Raw genomic sequence first — 24,105 nt, 5'->3', positions numbered from 1 at the left:
TACTTAGAGGGGATAATATCAAGAAGCCGGTCCTTTTATTTTGCAAGTTCATAGATCGCCTGCGCATATAAAGCTGTCGATCTAAGCAGATCATCGATTTCGATATATTCATCCTTTTGATGTGCACTGTCGGGACGTCCGGGGAACAGCGGGCCGAACGCGACACCGGCTTTTAAAGATCTGGCATAAGTTCCCCCGCCGATTGAGATTAATTCAGCTTTTTTGCCCAGCTGGCCTTCATAAACCTTTTGCAGGGTTTTGACTAACGGATGGTCTGCTGACACGTGATGCGGCTTGCTGTCTTTGAATTCTCCAAGCTCAAATTCATCGGCGTTTTCGAATGCATCACGGATCACTTTGCTGTCTGCGGTCACAGGATAGCGGATATTAATCCCAAGCTCGCCTCCTTGCCCTTCCGTATAGCGCAATGTTCCGACATTTAATGTCAGCTCTCCGCTAATGTCATCCTCACAGTCGATATTCAGTTTCTTCCCTCTCGTATCGTCTGAAAACTTGCCTGTCACAACTTGCACAAACCGCTGTCCTGCTTCGTCAAGCTCAGCCTGGTGCAGAAATTCGCACAATAAAAGGCCGGCATTAACTCCATTGTTCGGTTCCATCGCATGGCAGGAAAGCCCGTACATACGCAAAATGAGCTGTCCGTTCTCTATTTCAGCTTCCCCTTTTCGATCTGTCGTACGAAGCATGTCTTTAAACGAAGCAAGAATCTCTTCTTTTTTCGGCCCTTGAATGACAGCTTCCGCAGCATCAGGCACCATGTTCAAGCGGAGGCCCGACTGAAATGAGACAAGCACTGTTTCTGAATCGGCTTGGTTTGAGCAGTGCGGGATGAGTAATGAAGCATCAATGATCCCTTTTTCCGCGTTAATAATCGGAAAATCGGCGTCAGGCGCAAATCCCAGCGTTGGCATCTCTTCGTGCTTGAAATAATGCTCCACACATCTCCAATCGCTTTCTTCATCTGTTCCGATAATGATTCTGACACGTTTGGACAGCGGCAGATTCATATCTTTCACGATTTTCAGCGCGTAGAACGCAGCCATTGTCGGACCTTTATCATCAATGGCGCCTCTTGCATAAATCCTTCCGTTACGGATATCAGCTGAAAACGGATCACTCGTCCACCCATCTCCTGGCGGCACGACGTCAACATGGCAAAGTACGCCGACAATGTCATCGCCCTCGCCCCATTCAATATGGCCCGCAAAGCCGTCAAGATTTTTTGTTGTAAAGCCTTCTTTTTCTCCCAGCTTCAGCAATGAAGTCAAGCTGGCGTTTACCCCTTCTCCAAACGGTTTGCCGGGTCCGGCAGTTGTCTCGTCCATTACGCTGTTGATTCTCAAAAATTCCTGCGTATCACGAATTAAATCCTCTTTTTTTCTGATCACTTCGACTTCCCAGTTCATAACGTTCCCCTTTCCGCAAGATATGACTTGCAAAAACAAAATAAAACGAATAATATTAATGGTGTTTTGTTAAAACGTTCGTAATTGGAGGATACTATGTTTCATCTAAAAGAGCAGCAAACATCCATAAAGCAAGAAGTCATAGCAGGACTGACCACTTTTTTCACAATGGTCTATATCGTCGTGGTTAATCCGGTCATTCTGGCTAACGCCGGAGTTCCTTTCGACCAGGTTTTCACCGCAACGATTATTGCCTCCATTGTCGGAACGCTGTGGATGGCCCTGGCAGCAAACTATCCGATTGCTATTGCGCCCGGCATGGGCTTGAACGCTTATTTAGCCTTTCATGTCGTAAGCGCAAGCGATGGCGGCATTACGTACGCAACAGCTTTCAGTGCCGTATTTACAGCAGGGGTTCTCTTCATTATTCTATCGTTAACACCTTTAAGAAAACAACTTATAGAAGCGATTCCAAATAATTTAAAATACGGAATCACAACAGGGATTGGGCTGTTTATTGCTTTTATCGGTTTGCGGCAGGCAGGAATTGTGGCGGCTGATGAGTCAAACCTGGTTACTCTCGGCAATTTGCATTCACCAGGTGTCATATTAACGCTGATCGGCCTTCTGATCAGTGTAGTCTTAATGGTGCTGAATGTCAGTGGCGCCTTATTCATCGGAATGGCAGCTACCGCTTTGATCGCCTTTTTTACCGGGCAGCTGCATTTTCCAAAGGGCTTTATGTCACTTCCACATTTGCCGGAAGGATTGATCATCTCTAATCCGTTTTCCGCTTTTGGCGATGTCGTTCATCACGGCCTGTACGCTGTCGTCTTTTCTTTTCTATTGGTCACGATATTTGATACGACCGGCACGATGATCGGTGTTGCCGAGCAAGCCGGGCTGATGAAGAACAACAAGCTGCCGAACGTGCGAAAAGCGCTGCTTGCCGATTCTACGGCGACGACAGTAGGAGCTGTTTTCGGCACAAGTCCGACAACCGCATTTATCGAGTCTTCCGCCGGTGTCGCAGCCGGTGGAAGAACGGGGCTTACGGCTTTGACAGTTGCGGTGCTGTTTGCAGTTTCAATGTTTTTCAGTCCGCTTGTCAGTGCATTATCCGGCATAGCCGCCATCACCTCTCCTGCTTTAATTATTGTCGGCAGCTTGATGATGAACTCGGTTTCTCATATAAATTGGAAAGAGATGGACGAGGCCTTTCCTGCGTTTCTTGTCATTCTGGCCATGCCTTTGACATCCAGCATTTCTACAGGAATTGCGCTCGGATTTATTTTGTATCCGATCGTTAAAGCAGCGCGTGGAAAATGGAAAGAGATTCACCCGCTCGTCATCGTTTTCGCCATTCTGTTTTTCATCCAGCTGTTTATTTTATAGCACATGCAAAAACCCAAACGTCTGACGTTTGGGTTTTTTATGTAAACAATAAAGAAACAACGGCCGCTACAAAACAGCAGGCGACAAATGCATAATGCAGGGTGCTTATACAGCTTTTTCTGGCTCGGTAATACTCATCACTTTCCTTATGGGCTCCAATTAAAATAGGCGCGTCCATCACTTTGTCAAAGATAAGCGTAAGGATATAATAGCAAACTCCTGTATACACCAGCAGTGCAATCACCTTCAGCCAGATCGGGGACATCAAAATTAAGATGATGAATGATGACAACAGCATGCACATCCGCCTCGTATACTCAACATTCCTCAGCATAACTTTAAAAAACAATTCCTTATAGCCAGTCATGATCGTTCGTCTTTTAAATATCCTTTTTGAATTCCGGTATAATAATGGCTTCCTTCTCAACCTGTCCTTCACTTTCGGGATTCCCGCCTCCTGGCTCATCATCATCACAAGCCCGGCAAGCGCAAGCCTGCTTTTCTTCTCTTCAGTTACCTCCGCTTCAAAAGCCGATATCGAAGCTGTCTTTTTCCAACCGCGGACGAATGCAAAAATCAAAAACAAAATGCCAATGAACGCAAGCAAACGCCGCTCAGTGAATACGATCAGGACAGCAGAACCAGAGAAAAGAACGGCTCTGAAAAGAATTTCGGCAATCCGTCCCGAAATGGAACGCGGCTTTCTGATCCTATCTTGCTTTAAGGATAAAAAAATTGTATGAAGGCCAAACATGTAACACAATAGAGCAGTGCTTTCTGCCGATGTGACGTGAACAGAATGACCGATAAAGGGAAGGACAATGAAAAAGAGCAGCAGCCATTTGACCAGCGTGACCAAAAAAGTATACACCAGCGCGTACCGCTTGAGTGAATAGATTATCTCTTTCTTTTGCAGCAAAAACACTTTGTCTGCTTCCATTAAAAACGTATGGATTGAGCCTGTGCACAGGATAAGCACACACACAGCGTACAGCCATCTCCACCCCATCATTTCAGACCACTCATAAAAAAGGCCTCTTCCGTTCATCAAATCGATATACTGATAGATGACAAAAGCAACCGCCGGCAAAACAATGTAGAGGGCGACTGTCCAGTCAATGACCGCATGGAATACGTTAAACTGATATCTATAATAGTCAAACAGCCTTCGAAAAAAGAGCGATCGCCCGTTCATGGCCGATCACCTTGGACCGCCTGATAAAAACAGTCAAGCAATGATTGTCCCTCTAATCCGGTCTGGCCCTGAATATCTTTTAACGTGCCTTGGAGAAACAAAGAACCTTTCTCAATCATGTAAAACCGGTCACAGATTTTTTCGGCGGTATCGAGTACATGGGTACACATGAGAATGCCGGCTCCTCGATCTTTTTCTGCCTTAAGCATGTCCACAAAACGTTTTGTCGATATCGGATCAAGACCGATAAATGGTTCATCAATCACATACATATCCGGCTTAGAGAGAAAAGCCTGGATAAGCATCAGTTTTTGCTGCATGCCTTTTGAAAAGGTGACTGGCAGCTCGTGCATGACATGATGAAGCGAAAACGTCTCCAGCAGGCTTTGGGCCCGATGCGCAAATTCACTTTCCTCAATACCATGGAGCGTGCTAATCAGATCCAAATGCTCCCACAGCGTCAGTTCTTCGTAAAAGGACGGATGCTCCGGAATATACGCAAATGAACAGTCGTTCCAGGCAATATGCCCTTTAAAGTCTTCTGAGAGTCCCAGAATGGCCTTGATTGCGGTGCTTTTTCCGGCGCCGTTAGCTCCGATCAGACCGACTAGCTCTCCTTTTCCAACTTCCAAAAAAACATTGGTGAGCACTTTTTTTCGGCTTGTATACCCTGCCTGTTCTATTGAAGCTTCAAGCAATATTGTCAAATCTCACCCACCTCCAAAATTTACTACGAAACAGAATAAAAAAAGTTTCTTTAACCATAATAATATTGTGTCGAAATACATAGTTATCCAACAAGGATGGCTGCCCAACTCAAATTGGAAAAATTTTATAGGAGTTATCCCTAGATTCATCACTGCGATATCGTGTATAATGAGGGCGAATTATTTTATAAAGATTACAGATGTCTGCCTTTGTTGCTATTTCGTACGCAGTTGATAGTCGTGAGTTGTGGTTAGTCAAGTCCATCCGATCTTATGATAGGGAGTGGTTTTTTGAAACCTTCAACAAACCGTATGCTAACTCGAATCAAATCAGTTTACATGTTTATTCAAGAAAAAGGTCTTGTGACAACACAGGAACTGGTTGACGAATTCGGCATTACACCTAGAACGATTCAAAGAGACTTAAATGTGTTGGCATATAATGATCTTGTTCATAGTCCAAGCCGTGGCAAGTGGGAGACAACGAGAAAGAAAGTAAAGATTACCTCATAAATTGAAAAATTACATAGGGCCGCCTGTGAGCGGCCTGATAGATATAGGGCGCAGAAACGTCTGAGCCTTGTTTTTGTGTGCTTATAAATAAAAAAAATCCCGCATCGAAATGCGGGATTTTTTTCATGCTTGCGGCTCATTCAGCCTCTTAAACTCTTCTTCTGTAAGCTCACGATATTCTCCCGGCGCCAGAGCGGGATCCAAGGAAACTGGACCCATCGAAAGCCGCTTCAGATAAATGACTTCATTGCCGACAGCCTTTGCCATTTGCTTGACCTGATGGTATTTTCCTTCTGTAATCGTAAGGTATACTACGGTATTGCCATTGTCGTTGGCTTTGATTTCCGCTTTTGCCGGCTTTGTTTTATAGCCGCCTTCAATGTAGACACCCGTTTCCAGATCAGAGATGTCTTCCGGTGAAATCTGTGATTTTAAATGGACTTCATACGTTTTGGGAACATGCTTTTTAGGCGAAAGGAGCCGATGTGCGAGTTGGCCGTCATTTGTAAGCAGCAAAAAGCCCTCTGTATCTTTATCAAGCCTGCCGGCGGGAAACGGCTCAAATCTCATCTCCTCTGGCGTCAGCAGATCGATCACTGTTTGCTGCCGGCTGTCCTCAGTCGCCGACAGCACTCCCTGGGGCTTATTCATCATCAGATAAATGAACTCGCGGTAATTAACCGGTTCCCCGTATACAGTAACCTCCTGCGTATCAGGATCAACGTGCGCCTTTACATCTTTTGCCGGTTTACCGTCGACCATGACGGCACCCGCCTTCACAACAGCTTTGACTTCTTTTCTGGAACCATATCCGCTGTTGGCAAGCAGCTTATCAAGTCTCATACCCGATCTCTCCTTTATAAAAGAAAGCCCGCAGCTGCGAGCTCTCAGTTTCAATCTTGTTCATCAGCCAGCATGTCTGCCTCTCTTTAAGAACCCCGGCAAACGGCGGCCTAATATTTTCTGCAAAAATCCTAACCGGTAGCCGCAATACAGATAAACAGCTCCGCCAACAGCTGCCGCAATCACCACAACGATCGCAGCTTGCACCTGGCCATCCTGGTAGGAAATAAAGAAGCTTAATACCCACTGTACGATTTTCACGGCAATACCCATAATGGCTGATAAGACCAGCATCAAAACAGTCCGTTTAACTAATATCTTATACGAATAGCCTGCATGGCGCTTAATCATGATAAATCCGTATAAAAGTGAAGCAATATATCCAAGCGCTGTCGCTAAAATCGCGCCGTCAGCCTGCATCAGCTTGATCAGCGGAACATTCAGCACAAGCTTGATCACGACGCCGATCACAAGGCTGACAACCGCAAATTTTTGTTTGTTGATGCCCTGCAGAATGGCTGCGTTGACCGTAAATAATGAGAACAGAATCGCAACTGGCGAATACCAAAGCAGAATGTTTGCCCCCAGCTCAGGATGAAGGCTCTCTGATCCGTAAAAGAACGTATACGTCGGTCCTGACAATAGAGAGATCCCGACAACAGCCGGAATAATTAAAAACAGGATCGTCTGCATCGTTTGATTGATCTGCTGATTCAGCAGCTTATAGTTTCCGCTTGTAAACGATTCAGTAATCGTTGGAATTAATGTCAGCCCGAAAGCCGTCGCAAGGGAAACCGGGATCATCACGAGCTTCTGTACATACAGGGTAAGAATCGCCAGCATGTCCTGGCTAATGGCTTGATGGCCGGCTTCGATCATCGCTTTGTTAAACGTATTTGTATCAATATAGTTATACAAAGGGATGGCTAGTCCCACAAAAACGTACGGAGCGGCATAGCTGAACAGCTCGAAAAACATTTTCTTGTAGCTTAAGTTTGCTGTCGGCCCCGTATTCGGCATCATCGCCAACAGGCTGCCCTTCCGTTTGTTCCAATAAATATACAGCACGATCAGTCCTCCGAAGGCGCCAATCAGCGCTGCGAAGGTTGCATAACCGACGGCGATCACAAGGCCGCCGTTGAAAACCTTCAAAATCAAGAATGTCGCGCTCAGTAAAAAGATGATGCGGACAATTTGTTCAACGACCTGGGAAACAGCTGTCGGTCCCATCATTTGGTGCCCTTGAAAGAATCCCCGGACAAGGCTCATAATCGGCACGACCAAAAGCGCTAAGCTGACCATGCGAATGACATAAACGACATGATCAATTGTCACGCCGTTATTATCCTTGCCCCCAAGCGATATTTCCGCAAAAATCGGAGCGGATAAATACAGAATGAAAAAGGCAATCATTCCAGTGACGAGCATAACTGACATGCCCGCCTTTAGCATTTTTCTGCTTGTTTCATAATCCCCTTTGGAATTATATTTGGAAACAAATTTAGAAACAGCGGCCGGAAAGCCCATCGTAGCAATATTCAAAAATAAAGTGTATTGGTTGTATCCGTATTGAAATAATGCACCGCCTGTCGCCCCGACCATAATGCTGAAAGGAATTAAATAGACCATTCCCAGAATCCGCGATATATATGTACCGAGCGTTAATACAAACGTGCCTCTTAACAGTTTGCTTGACATGTTTCTTCATCACCATTTTCTACGAAGATTCAACTTTTCTATTTTACCACAACTGGGCATTTAGACGGTAATAAATACAAAAGCAATCTGGTGAACATTCAGGTTCGCGGCAAAAGACGTTTAAGGAGAGGCTTTCTTTCGCTATAATAGTAATGCGGACAAGGTGTTCGAACACGAAACGGATAAAGAAAGTTGATGATAAAGATGAAACAATACGACGTAATCGTAATCGGCGGAGGCCCCTCAGGCTTGATGGCTGCGATTGCAGCAGGTGAACAGGGCGCAGATGTGTTGCTGATAGATAAAGGAAATAAATTAGGCCGGAAACTAGCGATTTCCGGGGGCGGCCGCTGCAATGTGACGAACCGCCTTCCTGTAGAGGAAATAATTAAGCACATCCCCGGCAACGGGCGTTTTTTATACAGTGCGTTTTCTGAATTTAGCAATGAAGACATTATCAAGTTTTTTGAAAATCTCGGCATTCAATTGAAGGAAGAAGATCACGGCCGGATGTTTCCTGTAACAGACAAAGCCCAAAGCGTCGTTGACGCGCTGTTAAACAGGCTGAAACAGCTCCGCGTAACAATTAGAACGAACGAGAAAATTAAATCTGTCATCTATGAAGATGGGCAAGCAGCAGGGATTGTGACGAATAACGGCGAAATAATTCATAGTCAGGCAGTCATTATCGCTGTCGGCGGTAAAAGCGTGCCTCATACCGGAAGCACAGGAGACGGCTATGAATGGGCTGAAGCCGCTGGGCATACAATAACAGAGCTGTTTCCGACAGAGGTTCCCGTCACTTCTGCCGAACCGTTCATTAAGCAAAAAACACTTCAAGGATTATCACTTAGAGATGTTGCTGTCAGTGTGTTAAATAAAAAAGGCAAACCGATCATCACACATAAAATGGACATGCTGTTCACCCATTTCGGCCTCTCGGGACCTGCCATTCTCAGATGCAGCCAATTTGTCGTGAAAGAGCTGAAAAAACAGCCGCAAGTGCCAATCAGAATTGATTTGTATCCAGATATCAATGAAGAAACACTATTCCAAAAGATGTATAAAGAAATGAAGGAAGCACCGAAAAAAGCCATTAAAAACGTGCTGAAACCTTGGATGCAGGAGCGCTATCTCTTATTCTTGCTCGAAAAAAACAGCATCTCTCCGAACGTATCATTTTCTGAGCTGCCGAAGGACCCTTTCAGACAATTTGTAAAGGACTGCAAGCAGTTTACCGTTCTCGCAAACGGCACACTGTCTCTTGATAAGGCATTTGTCACAGGAGGGGGTGTCTCTGTAAAAGAAGTTGATCCGAAAAAGATGGCTTCTAAAAAAATGGAGGGCCTTTATTTTTGTGGTGAAATTCTGGATATCCATGGCTACACAGGAGGATACAATATTACCTCAGCCCTTGTAACAGGAAGGCTTGCGGGGTTCAATGCCGGTCGCTTTGCCCGCGCTTGACCAGCCTTTTCAAATTTTTACAAAACGCTGAACATTTGAAAATTCCCCGCATTCATGGTAGGGTGAGACTTGTTTTGTTTCACCTGATTGCGGGGTAATTTTAAGAGAGGAATGATCTGCCAGCGTACGACCATACTAAGCCTACGAGCAGATATAGGCGTACACAAAAAATTTAGAGGGTGAGAATATTTGAAAAATATATCTAGTGTATTTTGGATTGTGATTGTGATCACAGCTGCCGCTGTATTGTGGGGCGTTATTTCTCCTGACAGCCTGCAAAACGTATCCCAATCTGCACAAGCATTTATCACCAATTCGTTTGGTTGGTATTATCTTTTAGTTGTCTCATTGTTTGTCGGGTTCTGTCTCTTTTTGATTTTCAGCCCGATCGGCAAAATTAAACTCGGAAAGCCCGATGAAAAACCGGAATTCGGGTTATTATCATGGTTTGCCATGCTGTTCAGCGCAGGCATGGGAATCGGCTTGGTATTCTACGGTGCGGCTGAACCGATCAGCCATTACGCAATTAGCTCTCCATCAGGTGAAACAGAAACCCCCCAAGCCTTTAGAGATGCACTCCGCTATACGTTTTTCCACTGGGGTCTGCACGCTTGGGCCATTTATGCCGTTGTGGCATTATGTATCGCTTATTTCCAATTTCGAAAAGGCGCTCCGGGATTAATCAGCAGTACGCTGACACCGATTCTCGGCGATAAAGTGAACGGCCCGATCGGAAAACTGATTGACTGTATCGCTGTTTTTGCCACAGTTGCCGGGGTAGCGACAAGCCTTGGTATCGGGGCAACTCAAATCAATGGCGGATTGAATTACTTATTTGGGATACCAAATAACTTTCTCGTTCAATTTATTTTAATAGCAGTTGTTACGATCCTTTTCTTGGTTTCTTCGTGGAGCGGACTCGGAAAAGGCATGAAGTATTTGAGCAACTCCAATATGGTATTGGCTGGACTGTTAATGCTGTTTGTGCTATTTGCTGGCCCCACTGTATTGATTATGAACTCTTTTACAGATTCTATCGGACAGTATATCCAAAACATCGTGCAAATGAGCTTCAGACTGACGCCGTACGAACTTGAGAAACGTGAATGGATTAACGGCTGGACAATTTTCTATTGGGCATGGTGGATTTCCTGGTCTCCATTTGTCGGCATTTTCATCGCCCGGGTATCCCGAGGGCGGACGATTCGTGAATTTTTGATCGGCGTCTTGGTAACACCATGTATTCTCGCGTTCCTATGGTTCTCTATCTTTGGCGTCTCTGCTATGGATATTCAGCAAAAAGGTATCTTCAATGTAGCGAAGTTGTCAAGTGAAACGATGCTGTTCGGAACACTCGACCACTATCCGCTGACGTTGCTGACATCTATTTTGTCATTAATCCTGATCACTGTGTTCTTTATCACGTCTGCCGACTCCGCAACATTTGTGCTCGGCATGCAGACGACATACGGTTCATTGAACCCGGCCACTTCAGTAAAATTCAGCTGGGGCATCATTCAATCTGCCGTGGCTGCTGTCCTCTTGTATACCGGCGGGCTTTCCGCTTTGCAAAATACAGCGATCCTAGCAGCGCTTCCTTTTTCTATCGTCATCCTGCTGATGATTGTCTCACTCTATAAATCGCTCTCAAAAGAACGGAAAGAGATTAAAAAAGCAGAGAAAATCGACAAACCGAGAAGTCCAAGAGTGAAGAAGGCATATTAACAAAAAAGATCTTTCCGCAGTTGCGGAAAGATCTTTTTATTTGCGATATAAAATAAGGGCGGAAAAACAGTAAAGCTGCTCACCGTCTGGGTCACACGCCGCCGAAACCGTATATTTGATATCAATTAGCTGCTCCTCCGATATTCCTTTTAAAAATGAATTGATTTCCGTCTGCAAGTCTTTTTCATGCTCTTCGTCAAATACTGCCACCTTCAGCATCTTATCCGCTCTCCTTTCTCTATCAATCTATTCCGTTTGGAACAGCGTTATGATAGAGAAATGATGATCACCTCGCCTCCGGATAAAAAGCTTTCCGTGTATGGTGTTTCTTCTGCGCCACACCGTCTTGCTGCTCCACTTTCAGCAGCACGGCATAAACAATTCGCATATGACAGTAGCTGATCAGGCTGATGCTGAAAAAAGGGACAATGCCGGGCAGGTATGCAAGCAAGAAAAAGAGAGCGACAGTCAGCGCAAGCATGACGAGCGTATATTGTAAATACGCCACACTGAGCAAGAGCGAAAACTTCACATATAGACGTTTTTTCCAATCAAAATGGACAAGCAGCGGAAACACATAAAAAAGCATGGATACGAACAAAAACCCAAATATCATAATGGCGAAGCGCAGAACATGCAGAAGGAAATGGCTCGGATAAATAAAGGCCAAATCGATATAAATGATCAATCCGATGACCGCCAATACAGCGCCAATCAGATTTGAACGAAAAAATTCAGCCTTGTATTCCCGCCAAAACGTTTTTAACACTGGAATGTTGTCCTGGCCCTGAATCCATTTCCGCATGACAGCGAATAAAGCCGCGGTCGCGGGCATGACGCCGAACACACCGAGACCGAGCAACATAAAAACCAGCCAAAGCAAGTTTGTATACGCCAATCTCATGATCCACTCGCAAAAGCGCAACACCCGCCCCATTGAACCATCATGCTCCACGGCGGTCCCTCCTTTTCCGCATTATACATTTTGCATCTGTAAAAGCCTTTTAATGTCGATCGGCTTCTTTTCGGCAACCGAGCGCCACATCCCCTCACCAACCGCGATGGAGTAGGCTCCTGCTTCAGCCCCGGCTAAAATGTCATAGCGGCGCAGCGGGTCTCTTCCTAAAAAAAGATCCTCAAGCAAAAGCGGATCGCCGCCGCCGTGTCCTCCCTCGTTTTTGACTACTTGTATCGTCTGCTTTGATTCAAATAGCGGATAGTATTCGATCGTCTGCTCAGGAAAAGCAAACGGAATTCTGGAAGGCTCGTGAAATTCATTTGATTCGATACGCCCTTTTGTGCCGTTGATCGTCAGCCGGTAGCCTTCATACGGGGCGGAAAATAGGATTGAGTAGCTTAAAAGCGCGCCGCCGTCATATTTGACAGCCGCCACGTACGTATCTTCGATGTCAATCTCTTCGTCAAAAATACACGCGTCAGGCCTGTATGCGGTATATAAGCTGGACTGGTCTCCCGCTTGGAGATGATCATCCTTAACAGAGGCTTTAGAGGAGCGGGGATGCCATCTTGAATAGTAATGGCATTTTTCTTTAACCCGGCACGTCCCGCAAAAACGCCCGTCTTCTTCCGGCAGCGGGTTCCACTCACTGTCCGGCCCATAGTAATTCAAGGCGCCGTAAGCAAATACCTCTGCTGGATTTTGCCCGAGCCACCAATTAACGAGATCGAAGTGGTGTGTTGATTTATGGACAGAAAGACCGCCGGAAAGTGGCCTTGACCGGTTCCAGCGTTTAAAATAGCTGGCGCCGTGATACGTATCAATATACCAATTCAAATCTACAGAGGTTACCCTGCCTATTTTTCCGTCCAGAATCATTTCTTTTATTTTCCGATGGAACGGGCTATAGCGATAGTTAAACGTGACGGTGACTTTCCCTTTGCTTTTCGCCTCAGCCTCAAGCACCCGATTCGCATCCTGCACCGTCGTCACCATTGGTTTTTCTGTAATCACATCCGTATCCCACTGAAGGCTTTTTAAGATATATGTGACATGTGTGTCATCCCTGCCTGCCACAATGACGATATTAGGCTTTGAAACGCGCATCATCTCATCAAATGCATCTTCGTTGTACTCCGGTACGTGGGCAAGCTCGGGAAACTTCTTCTTGCATACGGCAAAACGTTTCGGATCTGCATCCAGCAACCCTGTAATCTCATAATGTGTTGAAAACCGCTCCATCAGCGGTTTGATAAACATACTGAGAGCTCTGCTGCTCAATCCGCAAATGACGATGTTCTTCAATGTCCTCACCTCTATCGGGCTTCAGTTAGTTGAGAAATCAGCTGCAGCGCTTCCTCTGTTTTTTTAGCATACACAGGGATAAACGCCGCCATATCTCGATTCAATTGAAAAGAATAGCCATTCAGCTGTTTTTTCCCTTTTTTGATTTGAACGGCATAGACCGTTTTCTCTCCTGTTTTTTTATTAACAGTTGTATAAGGAGATGTTTTTTCCAATCGTAAGCCGTCTAACGGCTGAAAATTTTCCGGATCATCGTACGCTTGAAACATGTCTTCAGGCACGATGAAAACATCTCCCTCGTGAGCGGTGATTTCAGTCAGCAGTTTTTCCGGAAAGGCTGGAAAGATATCAACCTTCCCGGCCTTCTGCTCAGCAGCCTCTTTGATGTTTTTCTGTACGCCTGCCTGCATATCAGAAAAGAGGATGACATGCATTCCGTCCGGCCTGCTTGAGCATGATGCCAAAAAGAGCAATGAAACGATCACACACAAAGCCGTACGTATACTTGTTGTCATTTCCCCGTTGACCTAAAAAGAGGCTCCAGCTCTGTCATGGCCAAAATAAACGCGCCGGCCCCGTGCAGGTCGTTTGTGCTTCTTTCCCGGCTGACATAATAGTCATAAAAACCGGCTGACGTTCCGACACAAATATCTTTGACGAGAAACGCACCGTCGGCTGTCGTTTCGGTTTTATACTGAATCAAACCTTGATACGCATTGAACAGGGTTGGTTCGTATGCTCTGTCTAGATATCCTTTATTGATTCCTTTCGCGATTGCGTACATGTACAGACAGGATCCTGAACTTTCCAGCCAGTTATCGGACCTGTCGCCCTTATCAACGATCTGGTACCATAACCCCGTCTCCTTGTCTTGATAGCGGCAGATGCTTTTAATCATGTCCTGCAAGGTTTTTTTCCACACGTGACGGTTTGGGTGCTTTTTCGGTAGCTCTTCAATCATGTCAGCAAGAGACATGACGTACCACCCGATGGAACGTGCCCAGAATTCCGGTGAACAGCCTGTCTCTTCATTGGCCCAAGGCATTTTTTTCGCTTCATCCCAAGCGTGATAATAGAGTCCGGTTTTTGAATCCCTCGTATGCTTTCTCATTAGCGACTCTTGGAGCACGACCTGATCAAACAGCTCCGGCTCCTGCTTCAGATTCGCATACTTCAGTGCGAACGGCCCGCCCATGTATAAACCGTCAAGCCACATTTGATAAGGATAGCCGTCCTTGTGCCAAAAGCCATCCTCAGACGTCCGGTTCAGTGTCCCATACAAGCCCCGCAGCCTCTTTGCCGCTTTGACATACCGCTCATCCTTGGTCTGCTCGTATAATGGAAAAAGAATAAGACCCGCTTGAATAGCGTCAAGCTCATCTCTTCTGAATAATAGATTGCCATAACCATCGATTAAAAGATCTGCATAAGCCTTCACATACTCAAAATACCGCTTTTGCCCGGTTGCTTCCCACAGCCGCAATACACCGCATAAGAAAACACCCTGATGGTAGTGCCAGCGGTTTGCAGGCGGCAGCTCCTCCACTGTGTACTTGTTCATAATGGTTTTTGCCAATGCCTCCGCGTACGTAAGAGGCGATTTTACAGCGATTGATTGATCCATTGATCCCATTCCTTTCTTAATAGATTCCTTCCTCGCCAAATTTCTTCGCCAAACGATTCGCAAGCATGACCAAAATCAGCCCGACCGCAGCTTTAAACACGCCGACCGCTGTACTGTAGCTGAACTGGCCCTGTTTCAGCCCTGCAGTATAAACGTACGTATCAAAAATTTCCGCCACTTCCCTGTTTGTCGCGTTTAATAGCAAATACACATGCTCGAAGCCAAGCTCCAGCGTGTCTCCGATTTTCAGAATCAGCAAAACGACGATAACGCTTTTAATGGCGGGCAGCGTAATATGCCACATTTGCCGCAGCCGTCCCGCTCCGTCCATTTTTGCCGCTTCATACAGCTGGGGGTCAACCGCTGTAATGGCCGCCAAATAAATGATCGTCGACCAGCCCGCTTCCCTCCAGATGACCTGCAGAATATACAAGGGCCGGAACCAATCTTCGTTCAGCAGAAAATTGATTTTTTCGCCGCCAAAAAACACAATCAGTTCATTAATCAATCCTCCGTCTACCGTTAAAAGTACAAACGAAAGCGATACAACAATGACCCAAGACATAAAATGCGGGATATAAATCAATGTCTGAACAAACTTTTTAAAGAGAGCGATCCGCACTTCGTTTAATAGAAGCGCCAGCAAAATCGGTACCGGGAAAAATATAACCAGATTCAAAGCAAATAACACGAGCGTGTTTTTTAACAGGAGAAAAAATGTAGGCTCTGTAAACAGCCTGATAAAATGCTTCAGCCCGACCCATTCACTGCCCAAAATACCGAGAAACGGCTGATAATCCTGAAACGCAATCACAACTCCCCACATTGGGAGATACTTAAAAAGCAAAAAATAAATACACCCCGGCAAAATCATTAAGTACAAATATTTCTGTTGGATAAGCTTACTTAGTAAGCGCTTTCTTTTTTCTTTTTTTAAAATGACTGCCTCAACAGCCGGTGCTTGCGCTTCTGCTGTTTTCATCTTTTCCAAGCCTCCTTTCACGGGTTCTTGCATTCACTGTAGCGCAGCAGGCAAAAGTCCGTCTACAATCATATGATCACATCCTGCCTTATCCCTTTATGAACAAGGCTTCAGCCGTTCCACCTGAAAAAAAGACACCGATATTAGAAAATGATTATTGACAATATCTATTAATCTTTGGATTAATTGTATTATGATGGAGTGGATGTTATGAAATGGGGGGTTTTATGAAAAGAAGCCAATACAAGTTTTATTACAAACTCATCACGTTTTTCTGTCTGCTCAGCACCATTCCGGTCATTCTGGTCGGATTGTTTTCGTACGAGCACTCTAAGAAAACAGCTATCTCCAATGTTTCGGAGGAAAAACTCGACACACTTCAGCAGACCCAGCAAAGCATTGAGCATATTTTGAAAACCGTTGATCACTCTTTAACCCACTATGTGAGTTCGCCGCCTCTCCTTCGTACACTGTCCGAGCCTTTGCACTCTGACCAATTTCAAATTTATAACCAAGTGAACCAAGAACTCAACTATCTGCAAAGTTTTGATACCGACCTGTCCAACATGACGCTAGTCAGTTATGTGAAAAAATGGTACATGAACAATTCGGGCTTGTATCGTTTGAATACAGACTCCCTTCATGAAGCATCAGCAGCGTACACGCAACATAAAGCAAGCCGCTCGTATTGGACGCTTGAAGAAAACAATCATTTGATTTCGACAAAAGAAGGCACATCAAGCAACTGCCGCTACAATATCAATTTGATTAAACAGCTTCCTCTAAACAGCACTAATACGAAGGGATTGGCCGCCGCAAGCATCCCGAGCTGTTCGCTTGTCAAAAACATGCCTGACTATTCAAACGCCAACAACTTGTTTATCATTGATGAAAAAGGACGCATCATCCTGCATAACAACATGTCTGACATCGGTGAATCTCTTCAAAACGACGACTTTGTCCAAAAAATGCTTTCGCAGACCGCCATTAGCGGTCAATTTGAAACAGTTATTGATCGGATTCATTATAAAGTCACCTATCAAAAATCTGACTATAACACATGGACTTATTTCTCTCTCGTCTCCTTGCCTGAATTAAAAAAAGAGGCCAAGTCAATTGGCTGGATCACTTTTACGGTATGCTTTATTTTGTTAGCGCTTTCATTACTGTTCTCTTGGCTTGGCTCACGCCATTTTTACAAGCCGATCAAAGTGCTTTACGAATCATTTGCAAGGCATGGCGCCATACAAGAGAAACAGGCGCCTCTAAATGAATTTGAGTTAATTGAACAGAGCTTTAAGCAGTTAAAAAACAGAAATGACGACCTTGAAGAAACGATGAAACAGCAGGCAACTCACCTGCAGCAATATTTTATGGTCAGGCTCATGCTTGGAAAACTAACGGATGAGGAGGTCAATAACCGTTTTGAAAGCCTTGGTTTAAAGCAAAATTGGCGGCATCTCGCCTTGCTTGTGCTTCAAATTGATACGCTGAATCATACGCCTTATGAGAAAAAAGATATGGATTTGCTTTTGTTCGCCGTCAACAGCCTGATTGAGCGAAACATTCCGGCAGACAAACATCTTGCACCCGCTGTTGTGGACAAACAGCAAGCAACCATTTTGATCAACCAGAACGGGACAAAGGAAGAATTCTTGGCTGAGCTGAGTGAGGCTGCAAGAATGATTCAGGAAAAAGCGGAAGCTGAGCTGCAGCTGTCTGTCAGCATCGGCATCAGCCAGCCGTTTGATGCGCTCACAAAAGCGAAAACAGCCTATGCGGAAGGCTCAGAAGCGTTGAAATACCGGCTCAAAGCGGAAAACAAATCGATCATCTTTTACGAAGACCTTGACCAGAAAAAAACCTTCAAAACCCATTTTCCAAAGCAGCTTCAGCATGAGCTGTTCGATGCCGTAAAAGCGGGAGACAAGGAGAAAGCGGACAAATGCCTGCACGCGATTTTGCAAGCTATTTTCACCCAAAACACCAACCCGTATCAATTTCAAATCGCAATCGCCCGCTTTTTGAACCATGTGATTGAGCTGATGCATGTGCTCGGGATCGAATTGTTTGAGCTTGAAGAAAACAAAATGCTGTATGACCAAATTTTTGAACTGAAAACATTTGAGGATACCGAAAACTGGCTCAAGAATGAGTTCATTCATCCAATGACAGACAAAGTGAATGCCCGTGCGGGTGCCCAGTACAAAAATATTTCCGACAACATTATTCATATCATCCACCATGAGTTTGAATCTGATTTGACACTGGACGAAATCGCCCGCAGGCTGCATTACAATCCAAACTATTTAAGCAGCATTTTCAAAAAAGAAATGGGCATTTCATTCAGCGAATATGTCTCCAGCTACCGCCACCATATGGCGAAGAGCTGGCTTGCCGAAACCGATATGGCGGTAAAAGACATTGCCGAGAAGCTGAAATACAAAAACTCGCAAAACTTTATCAGATCATTTAAGAAGCTGGAGGGGATTACACCGGGAAACTACCGCCAGCAAAAAAGAATCATGTAAAAAAAACCCAAAACGCGCAAGCGGTTTTGGGTTTTTCCAGTGTTATTTTGATTGTTTAAACGCTTCCTCGTATTCCTGAATAATTTGATTTCCGCCACTTGACTTCCATTTTTCCACTTCTTTATCAAACTGGCTTTCTGTGATGTCTCCAATCATATATTTATAGGTCGCGTCATCGATGATTTTCTTCAGTTCATCTCCCCGTTCCGACTCCGCAGCGGAATACAGGCTTTCAGCAGGGTTTGAGACGATGATCTTTTCATTGTCTTTGGTCAGATCCTCGTACGCCGTCCGAAGCGGATCCCCAGTGTTTTTTAAGTAGGCTTTATCAATGGCGATTAAGGCGGACAGTGGCTGAATATCAGTCTGCCAGTCTTTCACTTGGCTTTCTTCGCGTGTGAACGTTTTGCCCTCTCCTTTGTTGTAATGAACACCGTCAATGCCATAGGTCATCAGACTATAGACGTCTTCCTCGGCAATTCGGTCAAAAAACGCCAAAATCCGTTTAAGCTCAGCTTCTGTTTTCACACTCGTTTTTGGAAAAGCAAACAAGCCGTTATGCCCTCCTGATGCCCACACCCGCTCTTTCCCATCCGGGCCTTTTATGCGGTTGATGATTTCAAGCTTCATCGATTTATCGGAGGCATGGTCGCGCAGATTAACCGCATCTACCATATTCCCAATGTAGATGCCGGCTTTTCCTTGAGAAAACAGTTCTTGCTGCTGGGTTTTGCTTGTGACAGGAAAATCATTATTCATATAGCCGTTGTCACGCAGCTTTTTCATATAGTTCATTGTGTCTTTGTATTCCTGCGTCATGAAATCAGGCGTAAATTTGCCGCCTGATTCCTTCCAATCTGTCGGCATGCCTTTATAAGAGCCGAGCGTTTTAAATGCCCCATAAATTAAGTCATTGCGGTCTGTCAGCCCGAATGTATTGTCTTTCCCATCCTTATCCGGATCATCCTCCGTAAACGCTTTGGCCACTTCATAAAGCTCATCAAGTGTTTTCGGCGTTTCCAAATTCAAATTGTCCAGCCAGTCCTTCCGAATGACGATCCCCTGTCTGGAAAGCGGACGTTCTCTGTATATCCCATAGAGCTTGCCGTCGATCGTTACGTTTTTATTAATGAGTTTGTTCATTTTGTTTAAGTTCGGATAATCTTTGATATAATCGCCGATCTCCCAGAACATTCCTGATCTGAAGGCATTCATGACTGACGAATTTTTAATATCCTGGATGGTCACGATTTGCGGAAGATTGCCGGCTGCAAGCGCTGCATTCAGCCTGTCTTCTTTCACCGCGTCTGGAACCCAGGTGATGTCCAGTTCAGTATTTGTCAGCTTTTCAATTTCTTTAATCGCCCTGTCTTTCGGTGGCTGCTGGTGATACAAAATCGCCATCCAAGACAGCTTCACCTTTGAATTCGAGTCAGCTTTGCCTTCAGCCGAAGACTGATCAGCCCCTTTACAGCCCGCCAGCACTCCGCCAAATGCAAGTACTAGCACAATCAAAAGCACTCTCCATTTGTTTCCCATCGTACCCCTCCATTCATATTGTTTATCCTTTGACAGATCCCAGCAAAGCTCCTTTCGCAAAATGCTTTTGTATAAAAGGATAGACGAGCAGAACCGGGATGGTTGCCACCACAATCACGGCCATTTTAATAGTTTGCTCAGGCGGCGGGCTGCCCGACCCCATTTCTGACATATCCCCCTGCATCCCGCTTGATACAATCACGATTTGGCGCAGAAGCACCTGAATCGGCCATTTTGCTGAATCATTTAAGTACAAGATCGCAGTCATGTACGTGTTCCAATACGTAACCGCATAAAATAGTGAAATCGTTGCGATCGCAGGAAGAGACAGCGGCAGCACAATTTTAAAGAATATGCCCAGATCATTGCATCCATCAATTTTCGCGGACTCTTCCAAGCTTGACGGGATATTTTGAAAGAAGTTTTTGAGAATGATCAGGTTAAAGGCATTAATGGCTGTCGGCAAAATGAGTGCCCAGTAAGAATCGAGCAATCCAAGCGATTTGACGACAAGGAAAGTCGGAATCATACCGCCGCTGAAGAGCATCGTAAATACGACGAGAAACATGAGCGGCTGCCGGCCGATTAAATCACGGCGGGATAACCCGTAAGCCATCAGTGATGAAAGAAACATGCTGACCGCAGTGCCTATCACTGTCACAAACACAGAAACAAGCAAACTCTTATAAATAATATCTGTTGAAAAAATGTAACGATAAGCATCAAGCGAAAAAGTGGTCGGTATTAAAATAAATTTCTTCGACACGACTTCTTCTACTGTGGCGAAAGATGCCGCGATGACATGAATAAACGGAAGTACGCATATTAAAGCGAACATCAGCAAAAACCCGTAAATCAAAATATCAAACAGGCGATTTTTCAGTGAATGTGCGATAGCCCCCACCTCTCTTTTTGTAAGCGTTGTCATTCTTTTTTAAACGAGCTGCAGCATGTGACGATATCGTGTCTAAAATGTAGCAAATCTGTGATTGCCATGTCTATAATCATTTGAACAGAGCCCCGGCACGGCGGGGGGCTGGTGTGAATGAAAGCTGATGACAAAAGAAAAAGAGCATCATCTTAGAAAATGATTATGCCCCGTTCTCTTCCTCATTCAGAAGCTCGGCCGTATTGATTTGAGGCGAAAACCCAAGATCATTGACAGCGGATTCAATCGACCATGGCCGGCCCGGATTATCAGAGACGGCGTAATAAGTGCCGTACCTTATATTGGTTTCAATGGCGGCTTTAAAAATTGCTAGCAGATCGGGGTGAGAAAGCAGTGTTTTTTTCGTCCGTTCTTTTTCATGCAGCGTATCCATTTCATCTGTGACGACTGTTCCAATTCGAAGATTGATCACTGAAAGCTTATTTTCCAAATAAAATAAATGGCCGATCTGTTCCGAGGTCAGCTTTAAAACACCGTACAAGTTTTTGGACAACGGATAATCGCTTGTTGTGATTTCCCGTCCTAAGAGAGAACGCCCGTCCTTTTCGTATACATCTGTGACATGATTGCTGCTGGCGAACACGAGCTTTGGAATGCCGAGCTCCGCTGCTGCGCGGCACAGATAATAGCTTGCCCTATAGAAAACATCCGTCATTTTCTCGAATTCAGCGATGTCCATGACATCGTATTTTATTTTGACAGCCAATAGATTCAAAATCACATCGGTATCTTTCGGAATTTTCTTTAACAGCTCCTCATAATTTGCCGCATCAGCCTGAATGGAAGAGGCTGTGCCATCAAAATGATCTTTATCAAGCACTGTCACTTCATAATCTGAAGTAAGCCCTTCCGTCAGTAGTCTCCCAATCACACCATTTCCGCCGGCAATCAGCACTTTTTTCACTGTGTTCACTCCCCTTTTTTATAGATTGCCCATTTTCGGCGGGGCTGACACTTTTTTTGGCACTCACATGCTCTGGTTTATTCAAAAGTCACCGGCAGCTTCTCAAGCGCCCGAAAACCAAAAAGAGGCCGGTACCGCCATTCAGAATGAGCGAGCTTGAGACCGGGCATTCGCTGCAGAAGGGTATGAATCGCCATTTGTGCTTCTAATCGTGCAAGTGAGGATCCTAGGCAAACATGATGGCCCTGCCCGAATGAAAGATGCGGATTAGGGCTTCTGGTGATATCGAAGACATCAGCGCGCGTGAATTTGTTTGGATCTCGATTGGCAGCCCCTAACAGCAGATAGACTTGCTCCCCTTTACGAATCGTCACCCCGCTAATATCAATATCTTCAGACGCCACTCTGGCTGTCATTTGCGTAGGACTTTCAAAGCGTAAACATTCCTCAACTGCGGACGCAATAAGATCTGGGTTTTCTTTTAGCTCCAAAAGCTGTTTTGGGTGCTGCAGCAGACAAAGGATTGAATTGCTGATGAGATTGACCGTTGTTTCATGTCCGGCGATCGCAAGCAATATGCATGTAGATGCCACTTCCTCTTCCGTCAGCTTATCCTTTTCTTTCTCCTTCAAGAGCATGCTGACCATGTCCTGCTGCGGATGCCGTTTTCGCTTTTGAATCAGCTCTCTAAAATATGCCATAGCCTGTACAGCGATATGATTGCCCCCCGTTAATGCCTTTCTTGACCGGGTAAAATCAATCGTTTGAATAAGACTTGCAGCCCATTCTTTTAATTGTGCCCTATGTTCTGCCGGTACACCTATCATGTTAGCTATGACGTAGCTCGCTAAAGGAAAAGCAAAGTCCGAAATCACCTCCATCTTTTTTTCACCTTGCACTTGATCAAGCAAGTGATGGACAGTTTCATCGATATACGGACGATAGCTCTCTGCCATTCTCGGAGTAAACGCTCCGCTGGCCAGCGTCCGCAATCGTCTATGATCAGGCTGATTCTGAAACAGCATCATCTGATTTTGTACATGTGTAAGATCCTGATATTTGATTGACGTCTCAGGGAGCGGAGTCCGGACTTTGAATCTGGCATCTTTCAGGATAGCTGCCGTTTCTTCATATCCTGTGACATACCAGCCCGGGTTTTTTAAGAAACTCCCTTTATATATAGGATGAACAGCCCGCAATGTTTCGTAAAAAGGATATGGATTTTTCAAAAACTCAGAAGATGCCGTTGAACATGCAATTGTCATGTGTGCCTTTCCTCTCTATTAAAAATTAAAAGCAATCGACATCAACCGATTGCTTTTTATTGATTCTTTCAGCTTTTCGCACTTAAACTGGCCTTCATTTCTTCAACAGATTCGACTTCAAAGCCTAAATCATTCAGCATTTTATGGTCCTCCGTCTCCTCTTGTCCTGCAGTTGTTAAGTAATCTCCGACAAAAATGGAGTTAGCGGCATAAAACCCTAATGGCTGTAATGAGCGGAGATTGACCTCTCTTCCTCCGGAAATGCGGATTTCTTTTGACGGATTGATAAAACGGAACAGCGCCAGCACTTTTAAACAATACAGCGGGTTTAAGTCGTTGACGCCTTCCAACGGCGTCCCGTCAATCGCATGCAAAAAATTCACCGGAATGGAATCCGCGTCAAGAGCCTTCAAGCTTTTTGCAATATCAATGACGTCCTGTTTCGTCTCCTTCATTCCGATAATGGCGCCTGAACACGGAGACAGCCCTGATTCCTTTGCCATTTCAACCGTTTTGACCCTGTCATCGTATGTATGTGAAGTCGTGATGTTGGAATGGTTTCTCTGTGACGTATTCAAATTATGATTATAGCGGTCTACTCCGGCTTCCTTCAGCCGCTTTGCCTGCTCCGGCTTTAACAGTCCGAGACACGCACAAACCTTCAGTCCATAAGTCTCTTTAATTTCCTGCACCGCGTCTACGACCTGATCCACTTCTCTGTTGGACGGCCCCCTGCCGCTTGCCACGATGCAATATGTGCCGATATTTAGGTCGTTCGCCCGCTTTGCGCCTTCAAGAAGCGTTTCCTTATTCACCATCCGGTAAGATTGAATCGGCGCTTTTGAAATTGCGGACTGTGAACAATAGCCGCAGTTTTCGGGACAGAGTCCTGATTTCGCATTCATAATCATATTGAGCTTTACTTTTTTTCCATAAAAGTGTTTTCTGATATGAAAAGCCCCATGCATTAATAGCAAAATCTCTTCATCTGGACAGTTTAATATCGAAAGCGCCTCTTCGTCGCTCACTTCTGCTCCAGCAAGCACCCGGTCTGCGAGTTCCATCCATTGATTCATTC

Annotated in this window: 21 protein-coding genes; 5 read left to right on the top strand and 16 right to left on the bottom strand. The window is 45.1% G+C overall.

The window, feature by feature from the left end; all coding sequences use genetic code 11:
• Positions 1-35 precede the first annotated feature (35 nt).
• The gene (pepV, locus tag MOF34_RS13540) at positions 36-1,427 is read right to left on the bottom strand and encodes a dipeptidase PepV (protein WP_268400493.1); all 1,392 of its coding nucleotides are present in this window, start codon (positions 1,425-1,427) and stop codon (positions 36-38) included.
• Between the two features lie 96 nt (positions 1,428-1,523).
• Between pepV and pbuO the strand changes: the two genes are divergently transcribed.
• Positions 1,524-2,822 (top strand): hypoxanthine/guanine permease PbuO, encoded by a 1,299-nt coding sequence (pbuO, locus tag MOF34_RS13535; protein ID WP_268400492.1) that lies wholly within the window; start codon positions 1,524-1,526, stop codon positions 2,820-2,822.
• 37 nt (positions 2,823-2,859) lie between these two features.
• Here the strand turns inward: pbuO and MOF34_RS13530 are convergent, their stop codons facing one another.
• Positions 2,860-4,017, bottom strand: a complete 1,158-nt coding sequence (locus MOF34_RS13530; RefSeq protein WP_268400491.1) for an ABC transporter permease — start codon at positions 4,015-4,017, stop codon at positions 2,860-2,862.
• The gene (locus MOF34_RS13525; protein WP_268400490.1) at positions 4,014-4,724 is read right to left on the bottom strand and encodes an ABC transporter ATP-binding protein; all 711 of its coding nucleotides are present in this window, start codon (positions 4,722-4,724) and stop codon (positions 4,014-4,016) included. The genes MOF34_RS13530 and MOF34_RS13525 overlap by 4 nt, the downstream gene beginning before the upstream one ends.
• A gap of 291 nt (positions 4,725-5,015) precedes the next feature.
• On the opposite strand from MOF34_RS13525, the gene MOF34_RS13520 reads away from it, so the two are divergent.
• The gene (locus MOF34_RS13520; RefSeq protein ID WP_003152337.1) at positions 5,016-5,237 is read left to right on the top strand and encodes a DeoR family transcriptional regulator; all 222 of its coding nucleotides are present in this window, start codon (positions 5,016-5,018) and stop codon (positions 5,235-5,237) included.
• A gap of 123 nt (positions 5,238-5,360) precedes the next feature.
• Here MOF34_RS13520 and MOF34_RS13515 read toward each other — a convergent pair whose 3' ends face one another.
• Both MOF34_RS13515 and murJ read right to left on the bottom strand, forming a co-directional pair.
• Entirely contained in the window at positions 5,361-6,080 is a 720-nt protein-coding gene (locus MOF34_RS13515) for a pseudouridine synthase (protein WP_268400489.1), read from the bottom strand.
• A gap of 63 nt (positions 6,081-6,143) precedes the next feature.
• A complete protein-coding gene (murJ, locus tag MOF34_RS13510; RefSeq protein ID WP_019715415.1) occupies positions 6,144-7,778 on the bottom strand; it encodes a lipid II flippase MurJ in 1,635 nt (544 codons plus the stop codon).
• A gap of 204 nt (positions 7,779-7,982) precedes the next feature.
• Between murJ and MOF34_RS13505 the strand changes: the two genes are divergently transcribed.
• The gene (locus tag MOF34_RS13505; protein ID WP_029317098.1) at positions 7,983-9,245 is read left to right on the top strand and encodes an NAD(P)/FAD-dependent oxidoreductase; all 1,263 of its coding nucleotides are present in this window, start codon (positions 7,983-7,985) and stop codon (positions 9,243-9,245) included.
• A 189-nt stretch (positions 9,246-9,434) separates the two neighbouring features.
• Entirely contained in the window at positions 9,435-10,970 is a 1,536-nt protein-coding gene (gene opuD / locus MOF34_RS13500; protein ID WP_268400488.1) for a glycine betaine transporter OpuD, read from the top strand.
• A gap of 36 nt (positions 10,971-11,006) precedes the next feature.
• Here the strand turns inward: opuD and MOF34_RS13495 are convergent, their stop codons facing one another.
• The 6 genes from MOF34_RS13495 to rmgP form a co-directional block, all read right to left on the bottom strand.
• Positions 11,007-11,189: a sporulation protein Cse60 gene (locus tag MOF34_RS13495; protein ID WP_003223398.1), complete on the bottom strand. Its 183-nt coding sequence runs from the start codon at positions 11,187-11,189 to the stop codon at positions 11,007-11,009.
• Between the two features lie 67 nt (positions 11,190-11,256).
• Complete coding sequence (locus MOF34_RS13490) at positions 11,257-11,925, bottom strand: YesL family protein (protein WP_268400487.1); 669 nt, start codon at positions 11,923-11,925, stop codon at positions 11,257-11,259.
• A gap of 21 nt (positions 11,926-11,946) precedes the next feature.
• Complete coding sequence (locus tag MOF34_RS13485) at positions 11,947-13,233, bottom strand: Gfo/Idh/MocA family oxidoreductase (protein ID WP_019715419.1); 1,287 nt, start codon at positions 13,231-13,233, stop codon at positions 11,947-11,949.
• Between the two features lie 11 nt (positions 13,234-13,244).
• Positions 13,245-13,748, bottom strand: coding sequence for a lipoprotein YteS (locus tag MOF34_RS13480; protein WP_080010345.1), 504 nt, complete (start codon positions 13,746-13,748; stop codon positions 13,245-13,247).
• Positions 13,745-14,866 (bottom strand): unsaturated rhamnogalacturonyl hydrolase, encoded by a 1,122-nt coding sequence (gene rmgQ, locus MOF34_RS13475; RefSeq protein ID WP_268400495.1) that lies wholly within the window; start codon positions 14,864-14,866, stop codon positions 13,745-13,747. Before rmgQ ends, MOF34_RS13480 begins: the two co-directional genes overlap by 4 nt.
• A gap of 7 nt (positions 14,867-14,873) precedes the next feature.
• Positions 14,874-15,839 (bottom strand): polygalacturonan/rhamnogalacturonan ABC transporter permease, encoded by a 966-nt coding sequence (gene rmgP, locus MOF34_RS13470; protein WP_268400486.1) that lies wholly within the window; start codon positions 15,837-15,839, stop codon positions 14,874-14,876.
• A gap of 215 nt (positions 15,840-16,054) precedes the next feature.
• On the opposite strand from rmgP, the gene MOF34_RS13465 reads away from it, so the two are divergent.
• Positions 16,055-18,370, top strand: coding sequence for a helix-turn-helix domain-containing protein (locus MOF34_RS13465; RefSeq protein WP_268400485.1), 2,316 nt, complete (start codon positions 16,055-16,057; stop codon positions 18,368-18,370).
• A gap of 42 nt (positions 18,371-18,412) precedes the next feature.
• Here the strand turns inward: MOF34_RS13465 and MOF34_RS13460 are convergent, their stop codons facing one another.
• The 5 genes from MOF34_RS13460 to bioB all read right to left on the bottom strand — a co-directional run bounded on the left by MOF34_RS13460 (position 18,413) and on the right by bioB (position 24,103).
• Positions 18,413-19,909, bottom strand: coding sequence for an extracellular solute-binding protein (locus MOF34_RS13460; protein WP_268400484.1), 1,497 nt, complete (start codon positions 19,907-19,909; stop codon positions 18,413-18,415).
• A gap of 22 nt (positions 19,910-19,931) precedes the next feature.
• Positions 19,932-20,792 carry a carbohydrate ABC transporter permease gene (locus tag MOF34_RS13455; protein WP_080010351.1) on the bottom strand — a complete coding sequence of 287 codons (861 nt, stop codon included), beginning with the start codon at positions 20,790-20,792 and terminating at the stop codon, positions 19,932-19,934.
• A 208-nt stretch (positions 20,793-21,000) separates the two neighbouring features.
• On the bottom strand, positions 21,001-21,762 hold the full coding sequence (locus MOF34_RS13450; RefSeq protein ID WP_019715426.1) for an NAD-dependent epimerase/dehydratase family protein: 762 nt from the start codon (positions 21,760-21,762) through the stop codon (positions 21,001-21,003).
• Positions 21,763-21,839: 77 nt separating this feature from the next.
• Positions 21,840-23,027, bottom strand: coding sequence for a cytochrome P450 (locus MOF34_RS13445; protein WP_268400483.1), 1,188 nt, complete (start codon positions 23,025-23,027; stop codon positions 21,840-21,842).
• A gap of 68 nt (positions 23,028-23,095) precedes the next feature.
• Complete coding sequence (bioB, locus tag MOF34_RS13440) at positions 23,096-24,103, bottom strand: biotin synthase BioB (protein ID WP_268400482.1); 1,008 nt, start codon at positions 24,101-24,103, stop codon at positions 23,096-23,098.
• Between the last annotated feature and the right edge of the window lie 2 nt (positions 24,104-24,105).

The sequence above is a fragment of the Bacillus sp. T17B1 genome (genome assembly GCF_026796395.1).
GTDB lineage: Bacteria > Bacillota > Bacilli > Bacillales > Bacillaceae > Bacillus > Bacillus spizizenii_A.
This window is presented reverse-complemented; position numbering and strand designations above follow the sequence as displayed.

Coding starts and splice junctions, on each gene's coding strand:
- pepV (WP_268400493.1), bottom strand. CDS start 1,427: ATGAACTGGGAAGTCGAAGTGATCAGAAAAAAAGAGGATTTAATTCGT.
- pbuO (WP_268400492.1), top strand. CDS start 1,524: ATGTTTCATCTAAAAGAGCAGCAAACATCCATAAAGCAAGAAGTCATA.
- MOF34_RS13530 (WP_268400491.1), bottom strand. CDS start 4,017: ATGAACGGGCGATCGCTCTTTTTTCGAAGGCTGTTTGACTATTATAGA.
- MOF34_RS13515 (WP_268400489.1), bottom strand. CDS start 6,080: ATGAGACTTGATAAGCTGCTTGCCAACAGCGGATATGGTTCCAGAAAA.
- murJ (WP_019715415.1), bottom strand. CDS start 7,778: ATGTCAAGCAAACTGTTAAGAGGCACGTTTGTATTAACGCTCGGTACA.
- MOF34_RS13505 (WP_029317098.1), top strand. CDS start 7,983: ATGAAACAATACGACGTAATCGTAATCGGCGGAGGCCCCTCAGGCTTG.
- MOF34_RS13495 (WP_003223398.1), bottom strand. CDS start 11,189: ATGCTGAAGGTGGCAGTATTTGACGAAGAGCATGAAAAAGACTTGCAG.
- MOF34_RS13480 (WP_080010345.1), bottom strand. CDS start 13,748: ATGACAACAAGTATACGTACGGCTTTGTGTGTGATCGTTTCATTGCTC.
- rmgQ (WP_268400495.1), bottom strand. CDS start 14,866: ATGGGATCAATGGATCAATCAATCGCTGTAAAATCGCCTCTTACGTAC.
- rmgP (WP_268400486.1), bottom strand. CDS start 15,839: ATGAAAACAGCAGAAGCGCAAGCACCGGCTGTTGAGGCAGTCATTTTA.
- MOF34_RS13465 (WP_268400485.1), top strand. CDS start 16,055: ATGGGGGGTTTTATGAAAAGAAGCCAATACAAGTTTTATTACAAACTC.
- MOF34_RS13460 (WP_268400484.1), bottom strand. CDS start 19,909: ATGGGAAACAAATGGAGAGTGCTTTTGATTGTGCTAGTACTTGCATTT.
- MOF34_RS13445 (WP_268400483.1), bottom strand. CDS start 23,027: ATGACAATTGCATGTTCAACGGCATCTTCTGAGTTTTTGAAAAATCCA.
- bioB (WP_268400482.1), bottom strand. CDS start 24,103: ATGAATCAATGGATGGAACTCGCAGACCGGGTGCTTGCTGGAGCAGAA.